Source organism: Nocardioides sp. CCNWLW216 (assembly GCF_037120545.1).
Taxonomy (GTDB): domain Bacteria; phylum Actinomycetota; class Actinomycetes; order Propionibacteriales; family Nocardioidaceae; genus Nocardioides; species Nocardioides lianchengensis.
Genome location: NZ_JBBBBJ010000006.1, coordinates 209,999 through 226,665 on the forward strand (window position 1 = coordinate 209,999; position 16,667 = coordinate 226,665).

At 70.9% G+C, this 16,667-nt stretch carries 17 protein-coding genes and 1 pseudogene; 5 read left to right on the plus strand and 13 right to left on the minus strand.

What is annotated here, in order from left to right; genetic code table 11:
• Positions 1-59: 59 nt before the first annotated feature.
• On the plus strand, positions 60-677 hold the full coding sequence (locus tag V7S47_RS15530; RefSeq protein ID WP_336562407.1) for a TetR family transcriptional regulator: 618 nt from the start codon (positions 60-62) through the stop codon (positions 675-677).
• Here the strand turns inward: V7S47_RS15530 and V7S47_RS15535 are convergent.
• The 8 genes from V7S47_RS15535 to V7S47_RS15570 all read right to left on the minus strand — a co-directional run bounded on the left by V7S47_RS15535 (position 655) and on the right by V7S47_RS15570 (position 8,596).
• Positions 655-1,662, minus strand: a complete 1,008-nt coding sequence (locus V7S47_RS15535) for a hypothetical protein (RefSeq protein ID WP_336562408.1) — start codon at positions 1,660-1,662, stop codon at positions 655-657. The two genes, V7S47_RS15530 and V7S47_RS15535, sit on opposite strands and share 23 nt — an antisense overlap.
• Complete coding sequence (locus tag V7S47_RS15540) at positions 1,659-2,438, minus strand: META domain-containing protein (protein WP_336562411.1); 780 nt, start codon at positions 2,436-2,438, stop codon at positions 1,659-1,661. Before V7S47_RS15540 ends, V7S47_RS15535 begins: the two co-directional genes overlap by 4 nt.
• On the minus strand, positions 2,438-3,685 hold the full coding sequence (locus V7S47_RS15545) for an arginine deiminase (RefSeq protein ID WP_336562412.1): 1,248 nt from the start codon (positions 3,683-3,685) through the stop codon (positions 2,438-2,440). The genes V7S47_RS15540 and V7S47_RS15545 overlap by 1 nt, the downstream gene beginning before the upstream one ends.
• A 25-nt stretch (positions 3,686-3,710) precedes the next feature.
• Entirely contained in the window at positions 3,711-5,162 is a 1,452-nt protein-coding gene (locus tag V7S47_RS15550; RefSeq protein ID WP_244509476.1) for a basic amino acid/polyamine antiporter, read from the minus strand.
• 86 nt (positions 5,163-5,248) lie between these two features.
• Positions 5,249-5,920 (minus strand): SDR family oxidoreductase, encoded by a 672-nt coding sequence (locus V7S47_RS15555; RefSeq protein ID WP_336562414.1) that lies wholly within the window; start codon positions 5,918-5,920, stop codon positions 5,249-5,251.
• Positions 5,917-6,885 (minus strand): zinc-binding dehydrogenase, encoded by a 969-nt coding sequence (locus tag V7S47_RS15560; RefSeq protein ID WP_336562416.1) that lies wholly within the window; start codon positions 6,883-6,885, stop codon positions 5,917-5,919. The genes V7S47_RS15555 and V7S47_RS15560 overlap by 4 nt, the downstream gene beginning before the upstream one ends.
• A gap of 23 nt (positions 6,886-6,908) precedes the next feature.
• The gene (locus V7S47_RS15565) at positions 6,909-8,102 is read right to left on the minus strand and encodes an NAD(P)-dependent malic enzyme (RefSeq protein ID WP_336562418.1); all 1,194 of its coding nucleotides are present in this window, start codon (positions 8,100-8,102) and stop codon (positions 6,909-6,911) included.
• A gap of 164 nt (positions 8,103-8,266) precedes the next feature.
• On the minus strand, positions 8,267-8,596 hold the full coding sequence (locus V7S47_RS15570; protein WP_336562420.1) for a S24/S26 family peptidase: 330 nt from the start codon (positions 8,594-8,596) through the stop codon (positions 8,267-8,269).
• Positions 8,597-8,709: 113 nt separating this feature from the next.
• Here V7S47_RS15570 and sodN point away from each other — a divergent pair, with 113 nt between their 5' ends.
• Complete coding sequence (sodN, locus tag V7S47_RS15575) at positions 8,710-9,111, plus strand: superoxide dismutase, Ni (RefSeq protein WP_090859573.1); 402 nt, start codon at positions 8,710-8,712, stop codon at positions 9,109-9,111.
• Between the two features lie 126 nt (positions 9,112-9,237).
• Here the strand turns inward: sodN and V7S47_RS15580 are convergent.
• From V7S47_RS15580 to V7S47_RS15595, 4 genes and pseudogenes are all read right to left on the minus strand, one after another.
• Positions 9,238-9,390, minus strand: a pseudogene (locus V7S47_RS15580) (tyrosine-type recombinase/integrase); the annotation flags it as partial.
• A gap of 6 nt (positions 9,391-9,396) precedes the next feature.
• Positions 9,397-9,573 carry a hypothetical protein gene (locus V7S47_RS15585; protein WP_336562423.1) on the minus strand — a complete coding sequence of 59 codons (177 nt, stop codon included), beginning with the start codon at positions 9,571-9,573 and terminating at the stop codon, positions 9,397-9,399.
• Positions 9,574-9,828: 255 nt separating this feature from the next.
• Positions 9,829-10,059 carry an SMI1/KNR4 family protein gene (locus tag V7S47_RS15590; protein WP_336562425.1) on the minus strand — a complete coding sequence of 77 codons (231 nt, stop codon included), beginning with the start codon at positions 10,057-10,059 and terminating at the stop codon, positions 9,829-9,831.
• Between the two features lie 309 nt (positions 10,060-10,368).
• Positions 10,369-10,764, minus strand: a complete 396-nt coding sequence (locus V7S47_RS15595) for a MerR family transcriptional regulator (RefSeq protein ID WP_336562426.1) — start codon at positions 10,762-10,764, stop codon at positions 10,369-10,371.
• A 78-nt stretch (positions 10,765-10,842) separates the two neighbouring features.
• Here V7S47_RS15595 and V7S47_RS15600 point away from each other — a divergent pair, with 78 nt between their 5' ends.
• The 3 genes from V7S47_RS15600 to V7S47_RS15610 all read left to right on the plus strand — a co-directional run bounded on the left by V7S47_RS15600 (position 10,843) and on the right by V7S47_RS15610 (position 14,715).
• Positions 10,843-11,586 carry an NADPH-dependent F420 reductase gene (locus tag V7S47_RS15600; RefSeq protein WP_336562427.1) on the plus strand — a complete coding sequence of 248 codons (744 nt, stop codon included), beginning with the start codon at positions 10,843-10,845 and terminating at the stop codon, positions 11,584-11,586.
• A 304-nt stretch (positions 11,587-11,890) separates the two neighbouring features.
• Complete coding sequence (locus tag V7S47_RS15605) at positions 11,891-13,378, plus strand: DHA2 family efflux MFS transporter permease subunit (RefSeq protein WP_336562543.1); 1,488 nt, start codon at positions 11,891-11,893, stop codon at positions 13,376-13,378.
• On the plus strand, positions 13,375-14,715 hold the full coding sequence (locus V7S47_RS15610) for an NtaA/DmoA family FMN-dependent monooxygenase (protein WP_336562428.1): 1,341 nt from the start codon (positions 13,375-13,377) through the stop codon (positions 14,713-14,715). Before V7S47_RS15605 ends, V7S47_RS15610 begins: the two co-directional genes overlap by 4 nt.
• Before the next feature lie 92 nt (positions 14,716-14,807).
• Here the strand turns inward: V7S47_RS15610 and V7S47_RS15615 are convergent.
• On the minus strand, positions 14,808-16,667 hold a 1,860-nt coding region (locus V7S47_RS15615), incomplete at its 5' end, for a hypothetical protein (protein ID WP_336562429.1).

The window sequence follows — 16,667 nt, forward strand, 5'->3', positions numbered from 1 at the left end:
ACCGTCAACCCGCGTCGCTCGTGATGGTGCACACATGTGCACTGATAAGATGGGTGCTTGTGACCGAGACCCGTGTCGAGCGCAAGGAGCGCACCCGGCGCGCCATCCTCGACGCGGGCCTGGCCCTCTGTGAGGACAGCAGCCTGATCGCGCTGTCGCTGCGCCAGGTCGCCAAGGAGGTCGGCATCGTCCCGACCGCCTTCTACCGCCACTTCGAGTCGATCGAGTCCCTCGGCCTCGCGCTCGTCGACGAGTCGTTCGTGTCGCTGCGCGCCATGCTGCGCGACATCCGCCAGGGCGCTCCGTCGTACGCCGACATCGTCGACCGCTCGGTCGACATCCTGGCCCAGCACGTGCGGCAGGAGCGCGCCCACTTCGCCTTCATCGGCCGCGAGCGCGGCGCCGGTCCGCCCCAGGTCCGCGACGCGATCCACCACGAGATCGACCTGTGCGAGCACGAGCTGGCCACCGATCTCGCGCTGCTGCCCGGCACCGAGTCGTGGTCGGCCGAGGACCTGCGGGTGCTGTCGAACCTGATCGTGACCGCGATGGTCGCGACCGCCGAGCGGCTGATCAGTGCGCCGCAGCCGGGCGCCGAGAAGCAGATCACCGAGACCGCCCGCACCCAGCTGCGGATGGTCCTGATCGGTGCGCTCAACTGGCGCTCACGGACCTGACGCCGCGCCGCCAGACCGCCAGCGCGACGAGGCCGAGGAGCACCGGTCCGGCGACGGTGAAGACCCGCCACACCACGAGCCCGGCCAGGGCGGCCGCCTCGACCTGGTGCCCGCCTGTCTCGACCAGGGCGGCCAGGACCAGGGCGTCGACGACCCCGAGGCCGGACAGCGGGAAGAGCGTGAACGGGTAGGCGAACAGATAGGCCACCGCCACGGCCGCGAACCCGACCTCCCCACCCTCCACCCCGACGAAGCGCAGGCAGAGCGCCAGCAGCGCGAGGTCCACGGCGAGCATCCCGGCGAGGGCCAGGAGCGAGCGGGGGAAGCCGTGCCGGAACCGGCCGGCGACGTCGTGCCGGAACTCCGCGCACGAGCGCGCCCACGCCTCGGGGTCCACGCTCCGGCGGACCCGCCGCACCAGCCGACCGGCGCCGCCGCCGATCGCCAGGGCCAGCGGCTCGCTGCGCACCACGAGCACGACGCCGACCACGATCGTGAGCGACACCGCCACGCTCAGCAGCTCGAACCACCGCGGCCCGGGCGGCTGCCCGAGGACCAGCAGGAGCACGAAGCCCACCCCCGGGGCCGCGAACCGGACCACGTAGAAGGTCAGGGTGTTCATCACCGTCCCGGCGACGGCCCGCGCCGCGGGCACGCCCCAGGAGCCGAAGATGGCGATCCGCAGCGCCAGGTCGCTCGGCGGTGCCGCCACGGTCGCCATCAGGATGGCCGCCTGGTCGTTGACCGTCGCCCGGTACGGCGTGATGCCCGGGATGAACAGCGCGAGGGGCAGCGCGTTGAGCACCTGCCGGACCAGCAGCACGACCAGCAGCACCAGCGGGTGCCACCAGGTCAGCTTCCCGAGTGCGTCCCGCACGGCGCCCCAGTCGACCTCGCCCACGAGCCGGACCACCACCACGGTGACCAGCAGCGCGACGGCGAGCAGGCCGAGCCGGATCAGCCACCGGCGGCGGCCCGCGCTCATCCCACCTCGACCACCAGGCCGCGATCGCCCTTGGTCACCACCAGCACCCGGCCGTCGAAGGTCACCTCGTCGCTGCGCCCGTCGAGCACCGCGAGCACGTCCCGCTCCAGGCCGGCGGCCGGCCCGGGGCACGCCGCGCGGGTGATGGCCGCGTGGCCGAAGGTGATCGTGCCGTCGGCCACCCGGACCGTCGTCCGGCCGTTGTTGCAGCCGGTGTCGAGGCTGGCCAGGCCGTCGGCCCGCACCGACAGCCGCGGCCGCCGTACCCCGTCGGGGACCGAGGTGACCTGTCCGTCGGCGACGGTGCCGACCACGGTCCAGGACGTGTCGAGGACGTCGTCCAGATCGGCCACGTCGGCCGGCGCGAAGGTGATCGTGACGTCGTCCCCGGCGAGACGGAGGTCCCCGCCCTCCCGGGACGCGGTCACGCCGTCGGTGAGCCAGGTGGTGAGCCACTCGTCCTGCGCGGCCTCCTCGGCGAGGCAGCCCATCACCGTGCTGGCGGGGGCACCGGTCCAGGCCAGGGTCTCCCCCGCGACGTCGTACGGCCCGAACATCGTGTTGCACCCCGCCGAGACCGACATGGTGTCGTCCTCGAACGCGAGCCGGACCCGGGTCCCGGCAGCCAGGTCGCGGCCCTCCACCCCTGTCGAGACGTACGCCGACCCCTCCAGCCCGTCGGCCGTCACGGGCGTCGGCTCGGTGGCCGAGTCGGCCTCCGACCCGCAGCCGAGCAGCAGCACCAGCGGGAGCGACGCCACCGGGAGGGTCCTCATCACAGGTCCACGGGGTCGCGGATGATGGGGCAGGTCATGCAGTGCCCGCCCCCGCGTCCGCGCCCCAGCTCGGCCCCGACGATCGTGACCACCTCGATCCCCGCCTTGCGCAGCAGGGTGTTGGTGAGGGTGTTGCGGTCGTAGGTGATCACCACCCCCGGCTCCAGCGCGACGGCGTTGTTGCCGCTGTCCCACTGCTGCCGCTCGGACTGGTAGACGTCGCCGCCGGTCTCGATCACCCGCAGCGCCGGCAGCCCCAGCGAGCGGGCCACCACGTCCACGAACGGGGTGCTCCCCTCGTCGATCACCTCGACCCCCGGCGGGCGGTCGGACGGCACCAGGCTGAAGGTGTGCACCGCGTCCATGATCGTCGGGTAGAGGGTCACCACGTCGCGGTCGGCGAAGGTGAAGACCGTGTCGAGGTGCATCGCGGCGCGCAGCTTGGGCATCCCGGCCACCACGACCCGCTCGGCCGCCCCCTGGGCGAAGAGCGCGGCCGCCACCTGGGTGATCGCCTGACGCGAGGTGCGCTCGCTCATCCCCACCAGGACGACGCCGTTCCCGACCGGCATCACGTCGCCGCCCTCGAAGGTGGCCTGGCCCCAGTCCTGCTCGGGGTCACCCCACCAGACCGTGGAGCCCACGAAGTCCGGGTGGAAGCCGTAGACCATGCCGTAGAGCAGCGTCTCGTCCTTGCGGGCCGGCCAGTAGAGCGGGTTCATCGTGAGCCCGCCGTAGAGCCAGCAGGTCGTGTCCCGCGTGTAGAGCGTGTTCGGCAGCGGCGGCATGAGGTACTCCCGGGCGCCCGTCGACTCGCGGGCGAGGGCGACGTACCCGGAGCGGACGTCGTCGGGCAGGTCGTGCGTCGCGAGCCCGCCGATCAGCACCTCCGCGAGGTCGGCCGGGGCGAGGGACTCCAGGTAGGCCCGGGTGCCCTCGACCAGCCCGAGGCCGACCCGGTTCGGGATCACCTTGCGGTCCAGCACCCAGTCCCGCGCCCCGGGTACGGCGAGGCTCTGCGCCACCAGGTCGTGCAGCTCCACCACCTCCACCCCGCGACCGGTCAGCTTGTTCACGAAGTCGGCGTGGTCGCGCTGCGCGTTCTCGACCCAGAGCACGTCGTCGAAGAGCAGCTCGTCGCTGTTCGACGGGGTCAGCCGGCGGTGCGCGAGACCGGGCCGGCAGACCAGCACCTTGCGCAGCCGGCCCACCTCCGAGTGGACGCCGTACGACGTGGAGTCGGTCATAGGTTCCTGCCTTCCTTCGGAGCGGTCAGAGCACGATCCGGCCGGTCCACAGCCCGACGGCGCCGATGACGGCGCCGACCGCGACCAGCGCGAAGACGCCCATCTCGGTCGGGGTGAACAGCCGCAGCCCGCGCTCGCTGCGGGCCTTGACGAACAGCAGCGCCGAGGGCGCGAGGATCACCGTCGACAGCAGCAGGAACTGCAGCCCGGCGGCGTCGAAGAGGAAGATCGTGTATGCCGTGGCCGCGCCGGCGACGATCGTCTCGCGCCGTCGTACGGCGGGCGCGACGCCGTCGTACGACTCACCGGTGAGGCCGAGCTTGAGGGCGTACGCCGCCGCGAGCAGGTAGGGCAGCAGGGCCAGGCTGGTGGCCAGGTCGAGCAGGAAGTTCAGCGCGTCGGTCACGACCAGGGTCAGCGCGAGCAGGGCCTGCACGCCGAGCGAGGTGACCACCAACGCGGTGATCGGCGTGCCCGCGGCGTTCTCGCGGCCCAGGAAGGCCGGGAAGTCGTCGGCGCGGGCGGGGATGAACATCACCTCGGCGGCCATCAGGGTCCAGGCCAGGTAGGCGCCGAGGACGGAGACGATGACCGCGACGCTGATGAAGACCTCGCCCCAGTCGCCGACGACCGACTCGAAGACCCCGACCATCGACGGCTGGCGGGTGGCCGCGAGCTCGGGCTGCGGGACGACGGCGTAGCTGGAGAGGGTCACCAGGGCGAAGATCGAGAGCACGCTGAGGAAGCCCAGGACGGTGGCCCGGCCGACGTCCTCGCGGCGGCGGGCGTAGCGCGAGTAGACGCTGGCGCCCTCGATGCCGATGAAGACGAACGTCGTGATCAGCATGGTGCTGCGGACCTGGTCGCCGAGTCCGTCGAGGTCGCCGTACCCGGTGGCGAGCCAGTTGTCGGCGACCACCCCGGCGTCGAGCGAGACCAGCAGCACCACGATGAACACCAGGATCGGGAGGATCTTGAAGACCGTGACGATCCGGTTGATCACCGCGGCGTCGCGCACCCCGCGGGCGATCAGGTAGTGGAAGAGCCAGACGCCGCAGGTCGCCAGGCCGACGGCCAGCACCGTGTCGCCGTCGCCGAACCCGTCGAAGAACGCGCCGAGGGTGGCGCCGATGAAGACCCAGTAGAAGGTGTTGCCGGCGACCGAGCTGGCCCAGAAGCCGATCGCGGAGTTGAAGCCGGCGTAGTCGCCGAACCCCGCCTTCGCGTAGATGAAGACGCCGGAGTCGAGGTCGGGCCGGCGGATGGCCAGGTTCTGGAAGACGAAGGCCAGCATCAGCATGCCCGCGCCCGCGATCGCCCAAGCGATCAGCGAGCCCAGGATCCCGGTCGCCACGCCGAACCGCGCCGGCAGCGAGAACACCCCGGCCCCGACCATCCCCCCGACCACCATCGCGGTGAGCGTGGGGACGCTCATCGTCGCCACCGGAGCGGCCTGCTCCTCCGCCTGCTGCGCCACGCTCACTCCTCCGGGCCGGGGAGCCCGAGGCTAGGAACGTGGCGGCCCCGCGGGCCTCCCACGAAACGGGTGAGGCCCGGCGGGCGTCAGGTGGGTCGGACGGTCAGGTCGCTGATCGTGGCGTCGCGCGGCAGGTCGAGCACGTGCAGGACGGCGTCGGCCACGGTCTCGGGCCGGATCCACGCGGCGGCGTCGTACGCCTTGCCCTCCTGGCGGTGCACCTCCGCCTGCATGGGTGTCGCCGTGCGGCCCGGATAGATCGTGGTGACCCGGACGCCGTGCGACGCCTCCTCCGTGCGGAGCGAGTCGGCGAGGGCCTTCAGGCCGTGCTTGGAGGCGGCGTACGCCGACCACTGCGGGTGGGCGTGCAGGCCGGCGCCGGAGTTGACCAGGACCACGGTGCCGCGCCGGGCGCGCAGGGCCGGGAGCGCCAGCCGGGTCAGCAGCGCCGGGGCGACCAGATTGACCTGGAGCTGCGCGGTCCACGCCGCCGCGTCGAGCTCGGCCACCGGCCCGAGGGTGACGACCCCCGCGGCGTGCACGACCGAGTCCAGTGCGTCGGGCAGCGCCAGCCCCGCCAGCGAGGCGGGGTCGGCCAGGTCGGCGACCAGCGTGGTCGCGCCCGGGAGCCCGTCGGCGAGCTGCTCCGCCCGCCCGGCGGACCGGGCCACCGCGACGACCTCGTCGCCGCGCTCGAGCAGACGGGTCGCCAGCACCGCGCCGATGCCGGACCCGCCACCGGTGAGCAGGTGGATCATCGGGTGAAGACGATCTTGCCGAAGAGGTCGCCGCCGGCCATCGCCGCGAAGCCGTCGCGGGCCTCGGTCATCGGCAGCACCCGGTCGATCAGCGGCCGGGCTCCGGACGCGTCGAGCAGGGCGACCAGGGCGGCCAGCTCGTCGCGGGTGCCCATGGTCGAGCCGATGACGCTGAGCTGCAGGAAGAAGATGCGGGTCAGCTCGGCGTCGTCGAGGTTCGGGCCGGACGTCGTACCGGAGGTGATGATGCGGCCGCCGGGACGCAGCGCGCGGATGGAGTGGGACCAGGTGGCCCTGCCGACCGTCTCGATGACCGCGTCCACCTTGACCGGGAGCCGGGCGCCGGACTCGAAGACGTCGTGGGCGCCGATCTCGAGCGCCCGGGCACGCTTGGCCTCGTCGCGGCTGGTCGCCAGCACCCGCAGGCCGGCGGCCCGCCCGAGGATGATCGCCGCCGTGGCGACGCCGCCGCCGGCCCCCTGGACGAGCACCGTCTCCCCGGCCCGCAGCTGGCCGCGGGTGAAGAGCATCCGGTAGGCCGTGAGCCACGCGGTCGGCAGGCAGGCCGCCTCCTCGAACGACAGCGAGGCCGGCTTGGCGACCACGTTGCGGCGCGGGACCGCGACCTTGTCGGCCAGGGTGCCCTGGTAGCGCTCGGACAGCAGCGACCGCTTCGGATCGAGGGTCTCGTCGCGGCTCCAGGTCGGGTCGCTGATCACCGCGTGCACGACGACCTCGTTGCCGTCCTCGTCGTACCCCGCGGCGTCGCAGCCGAGGATCATCGGCAGCGACTCCTCCCGCAGCCCGACCCCGCGGAGAGAGAACAGGTCGTGGTGGTTCAGGGACGCGGCCTTGACGGTGACCGTGGTCCACCCGTCCGGGACCTCCGGGTCGGGTCGCTCCCCCACCTGCAGGACCGAGACCGGGTCGTCCTTCGAGAACTGGTCGGCGTAGACGGCGAACATGCTCCGAACCTAGCGACCGGGGGCTAGCGCCGGGCCACGCCGTCGCGGCGTGCGGCCTCGGCCACCGCCGACGACACCGCGCCGGGCACCCGCGGGTCGAACGGCGACGGGATGATCATGTCCTCGGCCAGGTCGTCGCCGACGAGCGCGGCCAGCGCCTGCGCCGCAGCGAGCTTCATGCCCTCGGTGATCGCCGTCGCGTGGACGTCGAAGGCACCACGGAAGATGCCCGGGAAGGCCAGCACGTTGTTGATCTGGTTGGGGTAGTCCGAGCGACCCGTGGCGACCACGCGGGCGTGCCGGTGGGCCACCTCGGGCAGCACCTCGGGGGTCGGGTTGGCCAGGCCGAAGATGATGGCGTCGGGGGCCATCGGCGCGACCTGCTCCTCGGGGACGTTGCCGCCGGAGACGCCGATGTAGACGTCGGCGCCGACCAGCACGTCGGCCAGCGAGCCGGTCCGGCCGGTCAGGTCGGCGGTCATCTCGGCGAGCGCCTTCTTGGTCGGCGTCAGGTCCTCGCGCGAGGAGTGCAGCACGCCCTTGCGGTCGACGACCACGCAGTCCTTGATGCCGGCCTCGAGCAGGATCTTGGTGACCGCCACCCCCGCCGCGCCCGCGCCGCCGATGACGACGCGCGTCGTCTCGAAGAGCCGGCCGGTCAGCTTCAGGGCGTTGGTCAGCGCGGCCAGTGCCACGACCGCGGTCCCGTGCTGGTCGTCGTGGAAGACGGGGATGTCGAGGAGCGCCTTGAGCCGGTCCTCGATCTCGAAGCAGCGCGGCGCCGAGATGTCCTCCAGGTTGATGCCGCCGAAGCTCGGGGCCATCCGGACGACGGTCTCGATGATCTCCTCGACGTCGGTCGTGTCCAGGCAGATCGGGATGCCGTCGACCCCGCCGAACTGCTTGAACAGCACCGCCTTGCCCTCCATCACCGGCATCGCCCCCGCCGGACCGATGTCGCCGAGCCCGAGCACCGCGGTCCCGTCGGTCACGACGGCGACGGTGTTCGGCACCCAGGTGTAGTGCTGCGTCAGCGCTGGGTCCGCGGCGATCGCCTCGCACACCCGCGCCACGCCCGGGGTGTAGGCCATCGACAGGTCGTCGCGCCCGAGCAGCGGGACCGTCGAGGCGATCTGCATCTTGCCCCCGACGTGGAGGTCGAAGACCGGGTCGCCGGCGAGCGGGTGGGACGGAGCAACAGACGGAGCTTCAGACATGGACTCGAGTGCCTTCCAGGCGTGGGCCGTACGTGGCGCGGTGGTCCGGCTCGACGCGACGGGGTGCTGCCGCGGGGCCAGGCTGGGACTGCTCGGTCTCCGCAGTGTGGCACAGCGTCCGGCTCACGCCAGGGGTGCTGTCCCGACCGCTTTCGTGTGCTCCGTCACAGCGCGGCGGGGCGGCCGGGTCGCGGCCAGATCCGGGCGATGACGACCGCCCGGACCTCCTCCTCCGCGACCGGCCCGCGATGCCGGGAGTCGACCCCGATCGGGTTGTCGCTGAGCAGCCACCAGCCCGCGCCTCCGGCGCGCGTCGTACGACGCTCGGTCGCGCGCTTGACGGCGAGCGTCCCGTCGACGAAGCGGGCGAGAACCAGCCGGCCCGGCCGGACCGTCCCACGGTGGTCGACGAGCAGCCAGTCGCCGGCCCGCAGGGTGGGCAGCATGGAGTCCCCCGTCACATGCGCCAGACCCAGCAGGGGTACCCGTCCCATCAGACGTCGGACCCCTCGATCGGCTCGTGCCACGCGGAGTAGTGTCGCAGTCGAGACCGACCGCTCCGGCGTCGTGCTCCACAACCGAAGACGACACGACGAGAGGACCCGCATTGTTCGCGCGACTGTTCGCACCCACGCTTGAGGTTTCCGCCCACTGCGACCTGCCCTGCGGTGTCTACGACCCGGCCCAGGCCCGCATCGAGGCCGAGTCCATCAAGGCCGTCATCGCCAAGGTCGCCGACAACGACGACCCGGACTTCCGCACCCGCGCCATCCTCATCAAGGAGCAGCGCTCCGAGCTGGTCAAGCACCATCTCTGGGTGCTGTGGACCGACTACTTCAAGCCCCCGCACTTCGAGAAGTACCCGCAGCTGCACACGCTCGTCAACGAGGCCACCAAGCTCGCCGGCGCCTCCGGCACCAAGGGTGAGCTCGACGCGGCCAAGGCCGACGAGCTGCTCGCGAAGATCGACGAGATCGCCGAGATCTTCTGGGAGACCAAGAAGGGCTGACGCTCTCCGCAGGCCTCGGACCTGCAGTTTCACCTTCTCGACGCCGCCCCAGTCCGCAAGAGGACTGAGGGCGGCGTCGAGCACGTTCCGGGTCCGGTCCTCGTCACCGGGCCACAGGTGCGCGTAGGTCCGCAGCGTGATGACCGCCGACGCGTGCCCCAGGAACGCCTGCACCTGCTTGACCGACGCTCCCCCGGCAATCAGCGCCGAGGCCGCGAAGAGCCGGAAGTCGTGCGAGGTCACGCTGACCCCGGCCTGGTCGCACGCCGCCGCCAGCATGCGCTTTCACCGCCAGTACGGCAGCGGCTGGCCGAGCTCATGCACGAACAGCGGGCCAGCCGTCGCGTAGGCCGCGAGGTGAGTCTCGAGCTCGTCGAGGACCACCTGGCCGACGGGGACGCTGCGGCGAGACGACTTCAGGGTGGCGATCTGGCCGTTCTGCAGCCGCTGCCGGTCCACCACACGTTGAAGCGTCTGGGTCGAGAGTTTCGCTAGCAGGACCTAGCGCCCCCACTCAGCATCCCCGCTGCGTGGAGGCGCCTTCGTGCGTTGCGGCGGGGCGGTGTCGACGCTCCGCGCCGCTGCCAAGAAAGCGTTCGCCGGACTCCGTGCCTACGACGGTCGGAGTGAGGCGTCAGAACATCCGCACATCGGCAGGAGCGGATAAGTCAAGGGGCGACGGATCCGGAGACGGCCAAGGAACCTGGGCCATCTCGCCTACGAACGATCCAGCACCGCTGGCAGCCACTCAGAGAATGTTTGCGCGACCGGGTACGTGCCGGGTTCATCGTGAACCCAGAGCACCACACGCTCGCCGTCCAGGCAGGTGAAGCTGCCTCCCCCGTCCGGGTGCAGCGCGACGAGGCGACCTGGAAGGCCCCCGTCGAAGCGCTCCTGGCGAGTCAGTTCCACGACGTCCTGCCAGCGGTGCAGCAGGTCGTCGCCCAACCCGTCACTTCGTGGGCTCCACGGCTGGCCCAGCCAACCTCCATGAGGAAGCGGCGATAGTCGTCGGGAAGCACCCCGATCTGCTCCTCCGTTCGACGAATCTCCTGTGCGTCTACGCCTCGCCCATGATCAGCTTCAAGGCCGTCGAGATACCGCCGGAAGTCCACGTTTCGAAGAGTAGGCGGCGGCTCGGACCGTCGCCCGCTCCTCGGCAGGGTCGAGCACTCCGCGCGGCATGAGCGGGCGTTTCGCTGCGGGCGGGCTTCGCAGAGCCCAGGTACGGCTACACCGGCGACCCGGCCGCACCTGTCAAGCTGATTCGCACTCACGGGCGCCGTCCGGGGACGCGGCGTTCTCCAGGGCCTGGAGGTAGCTGGTGATGGCGTCGCGGTTGTGAGTGAGGAAGCGGATCTTCTCGTCCATGCGGTCGCGCTCCTGGGCCAGGAGCTCCCGCAAGGCGGGGTCGGAGTTCTCCACGACGATCTCCTGCGGTTTGCCGAGACACGGCAGGATGTTGGCGACGATCCGGGTCGGGATGCCGGCGTCGATCAAGCCACGGACCTTGTGGACCCGGTCAATCAGGTAGTCGTCGTAGACCCGGTATCCGTTGTCGAGACGACGCGGGGATATCAACCCCTGTTCCTCGTAGTAGCGCAGCATCCGCGGCGCTACTCCTGTCGCCTTCGCGAGCTCTCCGATCCGCATGGATCCTCCTCGACTTGACATTCACACCGGTGTGAACGTTGACGATAGTCGAGTGGACGAACTGGCCAGGAGGAACCCATGAAGATCGGCATCATCGGCGCCGGCTCGATCGGCTCGACGATCGCTCGGCGACTCAGCCGGCGTGGGCACGACGTCGTTATTGCCAACTCGCGCGGTCCGGAGACGATCGACCTGGCGGCCATGCGTACTGGAGCCCGCGCGGTGACGGCGGCTGAGGCGGTACAGGGGGTCGCGGTGCTCGTCGTTTCGGTGCCGATGAATCGCAATGAGGACATCGCGTCATTGGTGCGATCGGCTCCGGCGGACGCGGTCGTCGTTGACCCGTCGAACTACTACCCGATGCGGGACGGCGTGATGGCGGCCTTCAAGGACGGGCAGCCCGAGAGCGTCTGGCTGTCGGAACTGTTCGGGCGCCCCGTGGCGAAGGCGTGGAACGCGATCACCTCGCAGTCGTTCGACGCCAAGGCCACGAAACCCGGCGACCCAGGTCGCGTCGCCATTCCCGTCGCTGCAGACAGTGCCTCGGATCGTTCGATCGCGATGCTCCTCGTCGAGGAGACCGGCTTCGACGCCGTCGATGCCGGGGTTCTTGCCGAGTCCTGGCGTCAGCAACCGGGAGCACCGGTCTACTGCACCGATCGTGTGCGCGACGAGGTACCGACTCACCTCGCAGCGGCCGAGAAGGACCGTCTTCCCGAGCGCCGAGACCTGGCCATGACCACGATCGGCGAGTACGTCCAGGCCGGGGGCGACGTCGACGGCAATTTCCTCGTGGCTATCAACCGCGCTTGCTATGGATAACGCGGTTCCACTGCGACCAGCGAGATCTTGACCTCGGCCCGGAGCGCCCCAGCGACGACCTGAGGTCGTCCGAACAGGACGACCTCCACCTGCTGGCCGACAGATGACGAACGGCAACCCTGCCTTGGCCGACGGTCCCTGAGCGCCCACACATTCCGCTGTCGACTCGGCTGCGGGCCACGACTGTGGCACGCGCCGGTCTGCCCGAACGAAGAAGGACACCACCTTGACCTCATCGGCACCCGACGTCGCGGTCGCGGCATCGACGACCCACCCCGACGATCGGCTCCCGCCGGGCGTTGCCTTGGTCATCGGGGTTCTGATGGCTTCCACGTTCGTCGTCTTCCTCAACGAGATGCTTCTCGGGGTGGCTCTACCGACGTTGATCGAGGACTTCGGCGTCAGCCCGAGCACCGGTCAGTGGGTCACGACCGGTTTCTTGTTGACCATGGCCGTGCTGATTCCCGCCAGCAGTTTCGTGATGCGACGGTTCCACCTGCGGACGATCTTCCTGGTCGCGCTGTCGTTGTTCGTCGTGGGGACCACGCTGGCCGCGATCGCCCCGACCTTCGGGGTCCTGGTCCTCGGCCGGGTCGTCCAGGCGTCCGGTACGGCTGTGTTCCTGCCCTTGCTGATGACCACGACCATGCTTCCGGTCCCGGAGGGCCGCCGCGGTCGGATGATGGCGATCACGACGGCCGTCCCGGCAGTGGCGCCGGCTCTCGGCCCGGCGCTGTCCGGGCTGGTGCTGACCTCGTTGAGCTGGCGTTGGCTGTTCATCCTGATGCTGCCGATCGCCGTCGTCGCCCTGGTGCTGGGTGCGTGGAAGCTGCGCAACGTCACCACGCCGGAACCGGTGACCCTGGACCTGGTGTCGCTGGCACTCTCCGCGGTCGGGTTCGGCAGCCTGGTCTACGGATTGTCCCTCCTCGGTGAGGCGTCCTCCGGGCACGCCCCGATCTCCCCGTACCTGCCGATCGCGGTGGGGCTCGCGGGCCTGGTGGCGTTCGTCCTGCGTCAGATCCCGCTGCAGCGTCGCGACCGTGCGTTCCTGGACATGCGGATCTTCACCCAGAGGGCCTTCGCCGTGCCGATCCTGGCGATGCTCCTCATCGCGGGCAACGGCATCGGCCTGCTGGTCGTGCTCCCGCTGGTGCTGACCCACGTCACCGACCTGAGCACCCTCCAGCTCGGTCTCTTCCTGATCCCGGGTGGCGCGGCGATCTCCATCATGGTGACGCTCAGCGGCCGGGTCTACGACCGCGTCGGACCACGCCCGCTGGTGATCCCGGCCGCGGTCGTCTGGCTGGCAGTCTCGTGGTTCCTCAGCCGGGTCGACGAGAGCACGAGCGTCGTCACGCTGATCATCGCCTGGATGGTGTTCACCAGTGCGCAGGCCACGATGTGGGCGGCGGTCACGACGAGTGGAATGGGCTCCTTGCGGACCGAGCTCTTCTCGCACGGCTCTGCCGCCTTCGCCACCGTGCAGCAGCTTGCCGGTGCCGCTTTCGGTGCGGTGTTCATCTCGGCCTACACGATCGGTTCTGGTGTCGACGACGCCGGTGTGCTGACCACCGCTCAGGCCGTGTCCGCCGGCCAGGCGGCCTTCCTGACCGCCTGGGTCATCGCCTTGGTCGTGTTCGTGGTCGTCCTCTTCGTCAGACGAGCACCGGCGCCGGCCGCCGACCTGACGGTCGTCGAAGCTCCCGTCGCCGTTGCCTCGATCGCCCTCGAGACGGTCGCCGACGCAAGCGCTACCGGTGGCACGGCCGGGAAGGGCGCGGCCCGGTGACGACCGCCGGCAGGAAGCTCATCCTCGGGATGGGGATGATCGACGGCTACGGAGGTCTGCACGGCGCCTGGCGTGCCCCGCACGTCGACCCCGGGACGTACGCCGACGTCGACGCCACCGTGCGTCACGCCAAGGCTGCCGAGCGCGGCAAGTTCGCCTTCCTCTTCACCCCGGACTTCCCGGCCGTTCGCGGAGATGTCGAGCACTCCACGATCAGCAACCTCATGGACCCGCTGATCCAGCTGACCGCCGTGGCACGGGAGACGACGAACATCGGGTTCGTCGCAACCGGGTCGACGACGTTCCAGGAGCCGTTCAACACCGCCCGCCAGTTCAAGGCGCTGGACGTGCTGAGTCACGGACGCGCGGGCTGGAACGCCGTCACGACCAGTGATCCCGCCGTTGCCGCCAACTACGGCCGACCGGTCGCCGATCGCACCGAGCGGTACCGCCGCGCGCACGAGGCGATCCAGATCGTCCAAGCCCTGTGGGGGAGCTGGCATGAGGACGCGTGGCTCAAGGACCAGGCAGGAGATCGCTTCATTGACCCCGCAGGACTGCAGCCGGTCAACCTGCAGGGCCAGTACGTCGCGTCGCGTGGTCCTCTGGCGATTCCTCCGTCGGAACAGGGTCAACCCGTCGTGTTCACCTCCGGTGGTCCCAGCCCGCACCTGCTCTCGATCGCGGGCCGCTACGCCAGCGGCTTCATCGCCGAGGTCTGGACGATCGAGGAGGCACGGGCCCAGCGGGAGCTGGTACGGGACGCGGCACGCGAAGCCGGACGCGACCCCGATGAGATCAAGTACATCGCCGGCATCATGACCACGGTCGCGCCGACCGTGCGGGAGGGTCTGGACCGCAGACTCCGATACGCCGGTGACGTCATCGAGGCCCGTCTCCCGCACCTCGGCGCAATGCTCGGGATCCGTATAGACCCGGACCGGTACGACGACCCCCTCACCCCTGAACAGCTGGCATCGGCCCACGCCTCGCCGAACGACCCACGCTCGTCGAACGCCCTGGCGGTGGCTCGCGAAGGATGGTCCCCGCGCGACGTCATCGCCCACGGCGTCATCGACTACCACCCCACCGTCGTAGGCCCCGGCGAGCTCCACGCCGACCACCTGCAGGAGTGGTTCGAGGCCGGCGCTGCCGACGGCTTCTGGGTGACACCTGACATCTACGAGGACGGCATCGACACCTTCGTCGACGAGGTGGTGCCGATCTTGCAGAAGCGCGGCATCTACCCCACCGACTACCCGGGCACCACCCTGCGCGAGAACCTCGGCGTGCCGCACCAGTACGGGCCCGACCCACGCACCACCCATAGCGAGTAGCGATCATGACCGGCCCGACTCAGCCATCACCGGGGTCTAGAAGATCAGCCGGGCCCCCGAACTGTCTGTGTCGCCTTGCAGGACGGGTGTGGTTAGCGGAGGCGGATCAGGGCGGCTCCCGCGCGCTTGGTCGAGCGTCCGGTGACCCGGACTCGGATCGTCTTGGCTGTGGTGTTGATGGTGCGGGGGATGGTGATGCGGCGGGTGAGGTTGCCGGTGGTGTTGGCCCGTCCGGTCCGCACCCTCGTGGTGGTGTGGCCGTCGTTGACGGTCACGTAGAAGCGCTCGCGGTAGCCCAGGCCGGTGACCCGGATCCGGATCGTGCGTCCCGGCCGCGTGGTGGCGGGGGTCTCGACGCTCAGGCGGGTGGGTCTGCGGACCGCGACGATGCTCGTGGTCGCGGTGGTGGTGCCGGTCTCGTTGATGGCGCGCAGCCGGTAGGCGTGGGCGCCGGCGTGGGTCAGACGGACCCGCACCGACCCGGCGGCCGGGATGGGCCGGGTGCCGTAGCGGGCGCGGAGGAGGTCGGCGAGCTCGCCGCCGGCGACCAGGCTCTGGGCGTTGCTGGAGGTCCAGCGCAGCGTGATGGTGCGGCCGCGTCGGACGGTCGGCTGGCCGTCAGGGGTGGTGGCGGCGTCCTGCGACGACCGAGGCACGCTCAGCGTCAGTCGCAGGCTCGGGGCCCGGTCGGTGACCACTGCTGCGGTGGGGGCCGAGGTGTCGGTGGCGTCGACGTACCCGGCCCGGGCGGCGGTGACGGTGACGGTGATCCGACGGCCGCGGAGGTCGGGGGTGAGTCGGAGCGTGGGCGTCGTGGCTCCGGCGAGGGGGGTGCCGTCGGCGGACCAGGCGAACCGGTACTCCTCGGGGTCCGGGACGGGGGCGCCGGTGCCGGCGCGGAGGGTCTGGCCGACCTGGGCGGTCCCGCTGATGGTCGCGGTGGGGCCGGTGCTGAAGGTGGCACTCGCCACCGGCACGGTGGGAGCGGAGGTGTCGGCGGCGTCGGTGTAGCCGGCCCTGGTGGCGATGACGGTGACGGTGACGGTCTTGCCGACCTCGTCCTCGCTCAGCGTCAGGGTCGGCCCGCTCGCGCCTCGGATGGCCCGCCCGTCGGCGGCCCAGCCGTAGGCGTAGGAGTCCGCGGACGGTGTGGTGGAGTCGAGATCGGTCGGGGTGGCGATCAGCGTGCCGCCCACCACCGCCTCGCCGTCGATGACTGCGTCGGGGCCCGTGGTGAAGACGGCGCTCTCGACCGGCTCGGTGGGGTCGGACTCGTCGGCGGCGTCGACGTAGCCGGAGCGCACTGCGCTCACGGTCACGGTCACCTTCGCCCCGACCAGGGCAGGGGTGAGCGCGAGGGTGTGGCTCGTCGCGCCGGTGATGGGTTCACCGTCGGCCGCCCAGGCGTAGGTGAACGAGTCGGCGCTCGGAACGGTCGTCCCGAGCTCGGTCGAGCCCGGTCCGGCGGTGAGGGTGCCGTTCACGACCGGGGTGCCGGTGATGGTGGCGGTGGGGCCAGTGGTGAAGGTGGCCTTCGTGACCGGGCCGACCGGGTCGGAGAGGTCGGAGGCGTCGGTGTAGCCGTCGCGATGGGCGGTGACCTCCACGGTGATGTCCATCCCGGCCAACGCCGGGGTGAGGTTGAGCGCCTGGGGGTCGCTGCTGGTGTTGTCGGTGATCTCGACGCCGTCGGCGTACCAGACGTAGGAGTAGTCGTCCGGCGACGGCGCGGCGTCCCCGACGCCCGCGAACAGCGTCCGCCCGACCGTCGGCGTACCGGTGATCGTGGCGGTGGGGCCGGTCGTGAAGGTCGCCTGCGCGACGGGCCCGGCCGGGTCGGAGAGGTCGGAGGCGTCGGTGTAGCCGTCGCGGTGCGCGGTGACCTCCACGGTGATGTCCATCCCGGCCAACGCCGGGGTGAGGTTGAGCGCCTGGGGGTCGCTGCTGGTGTT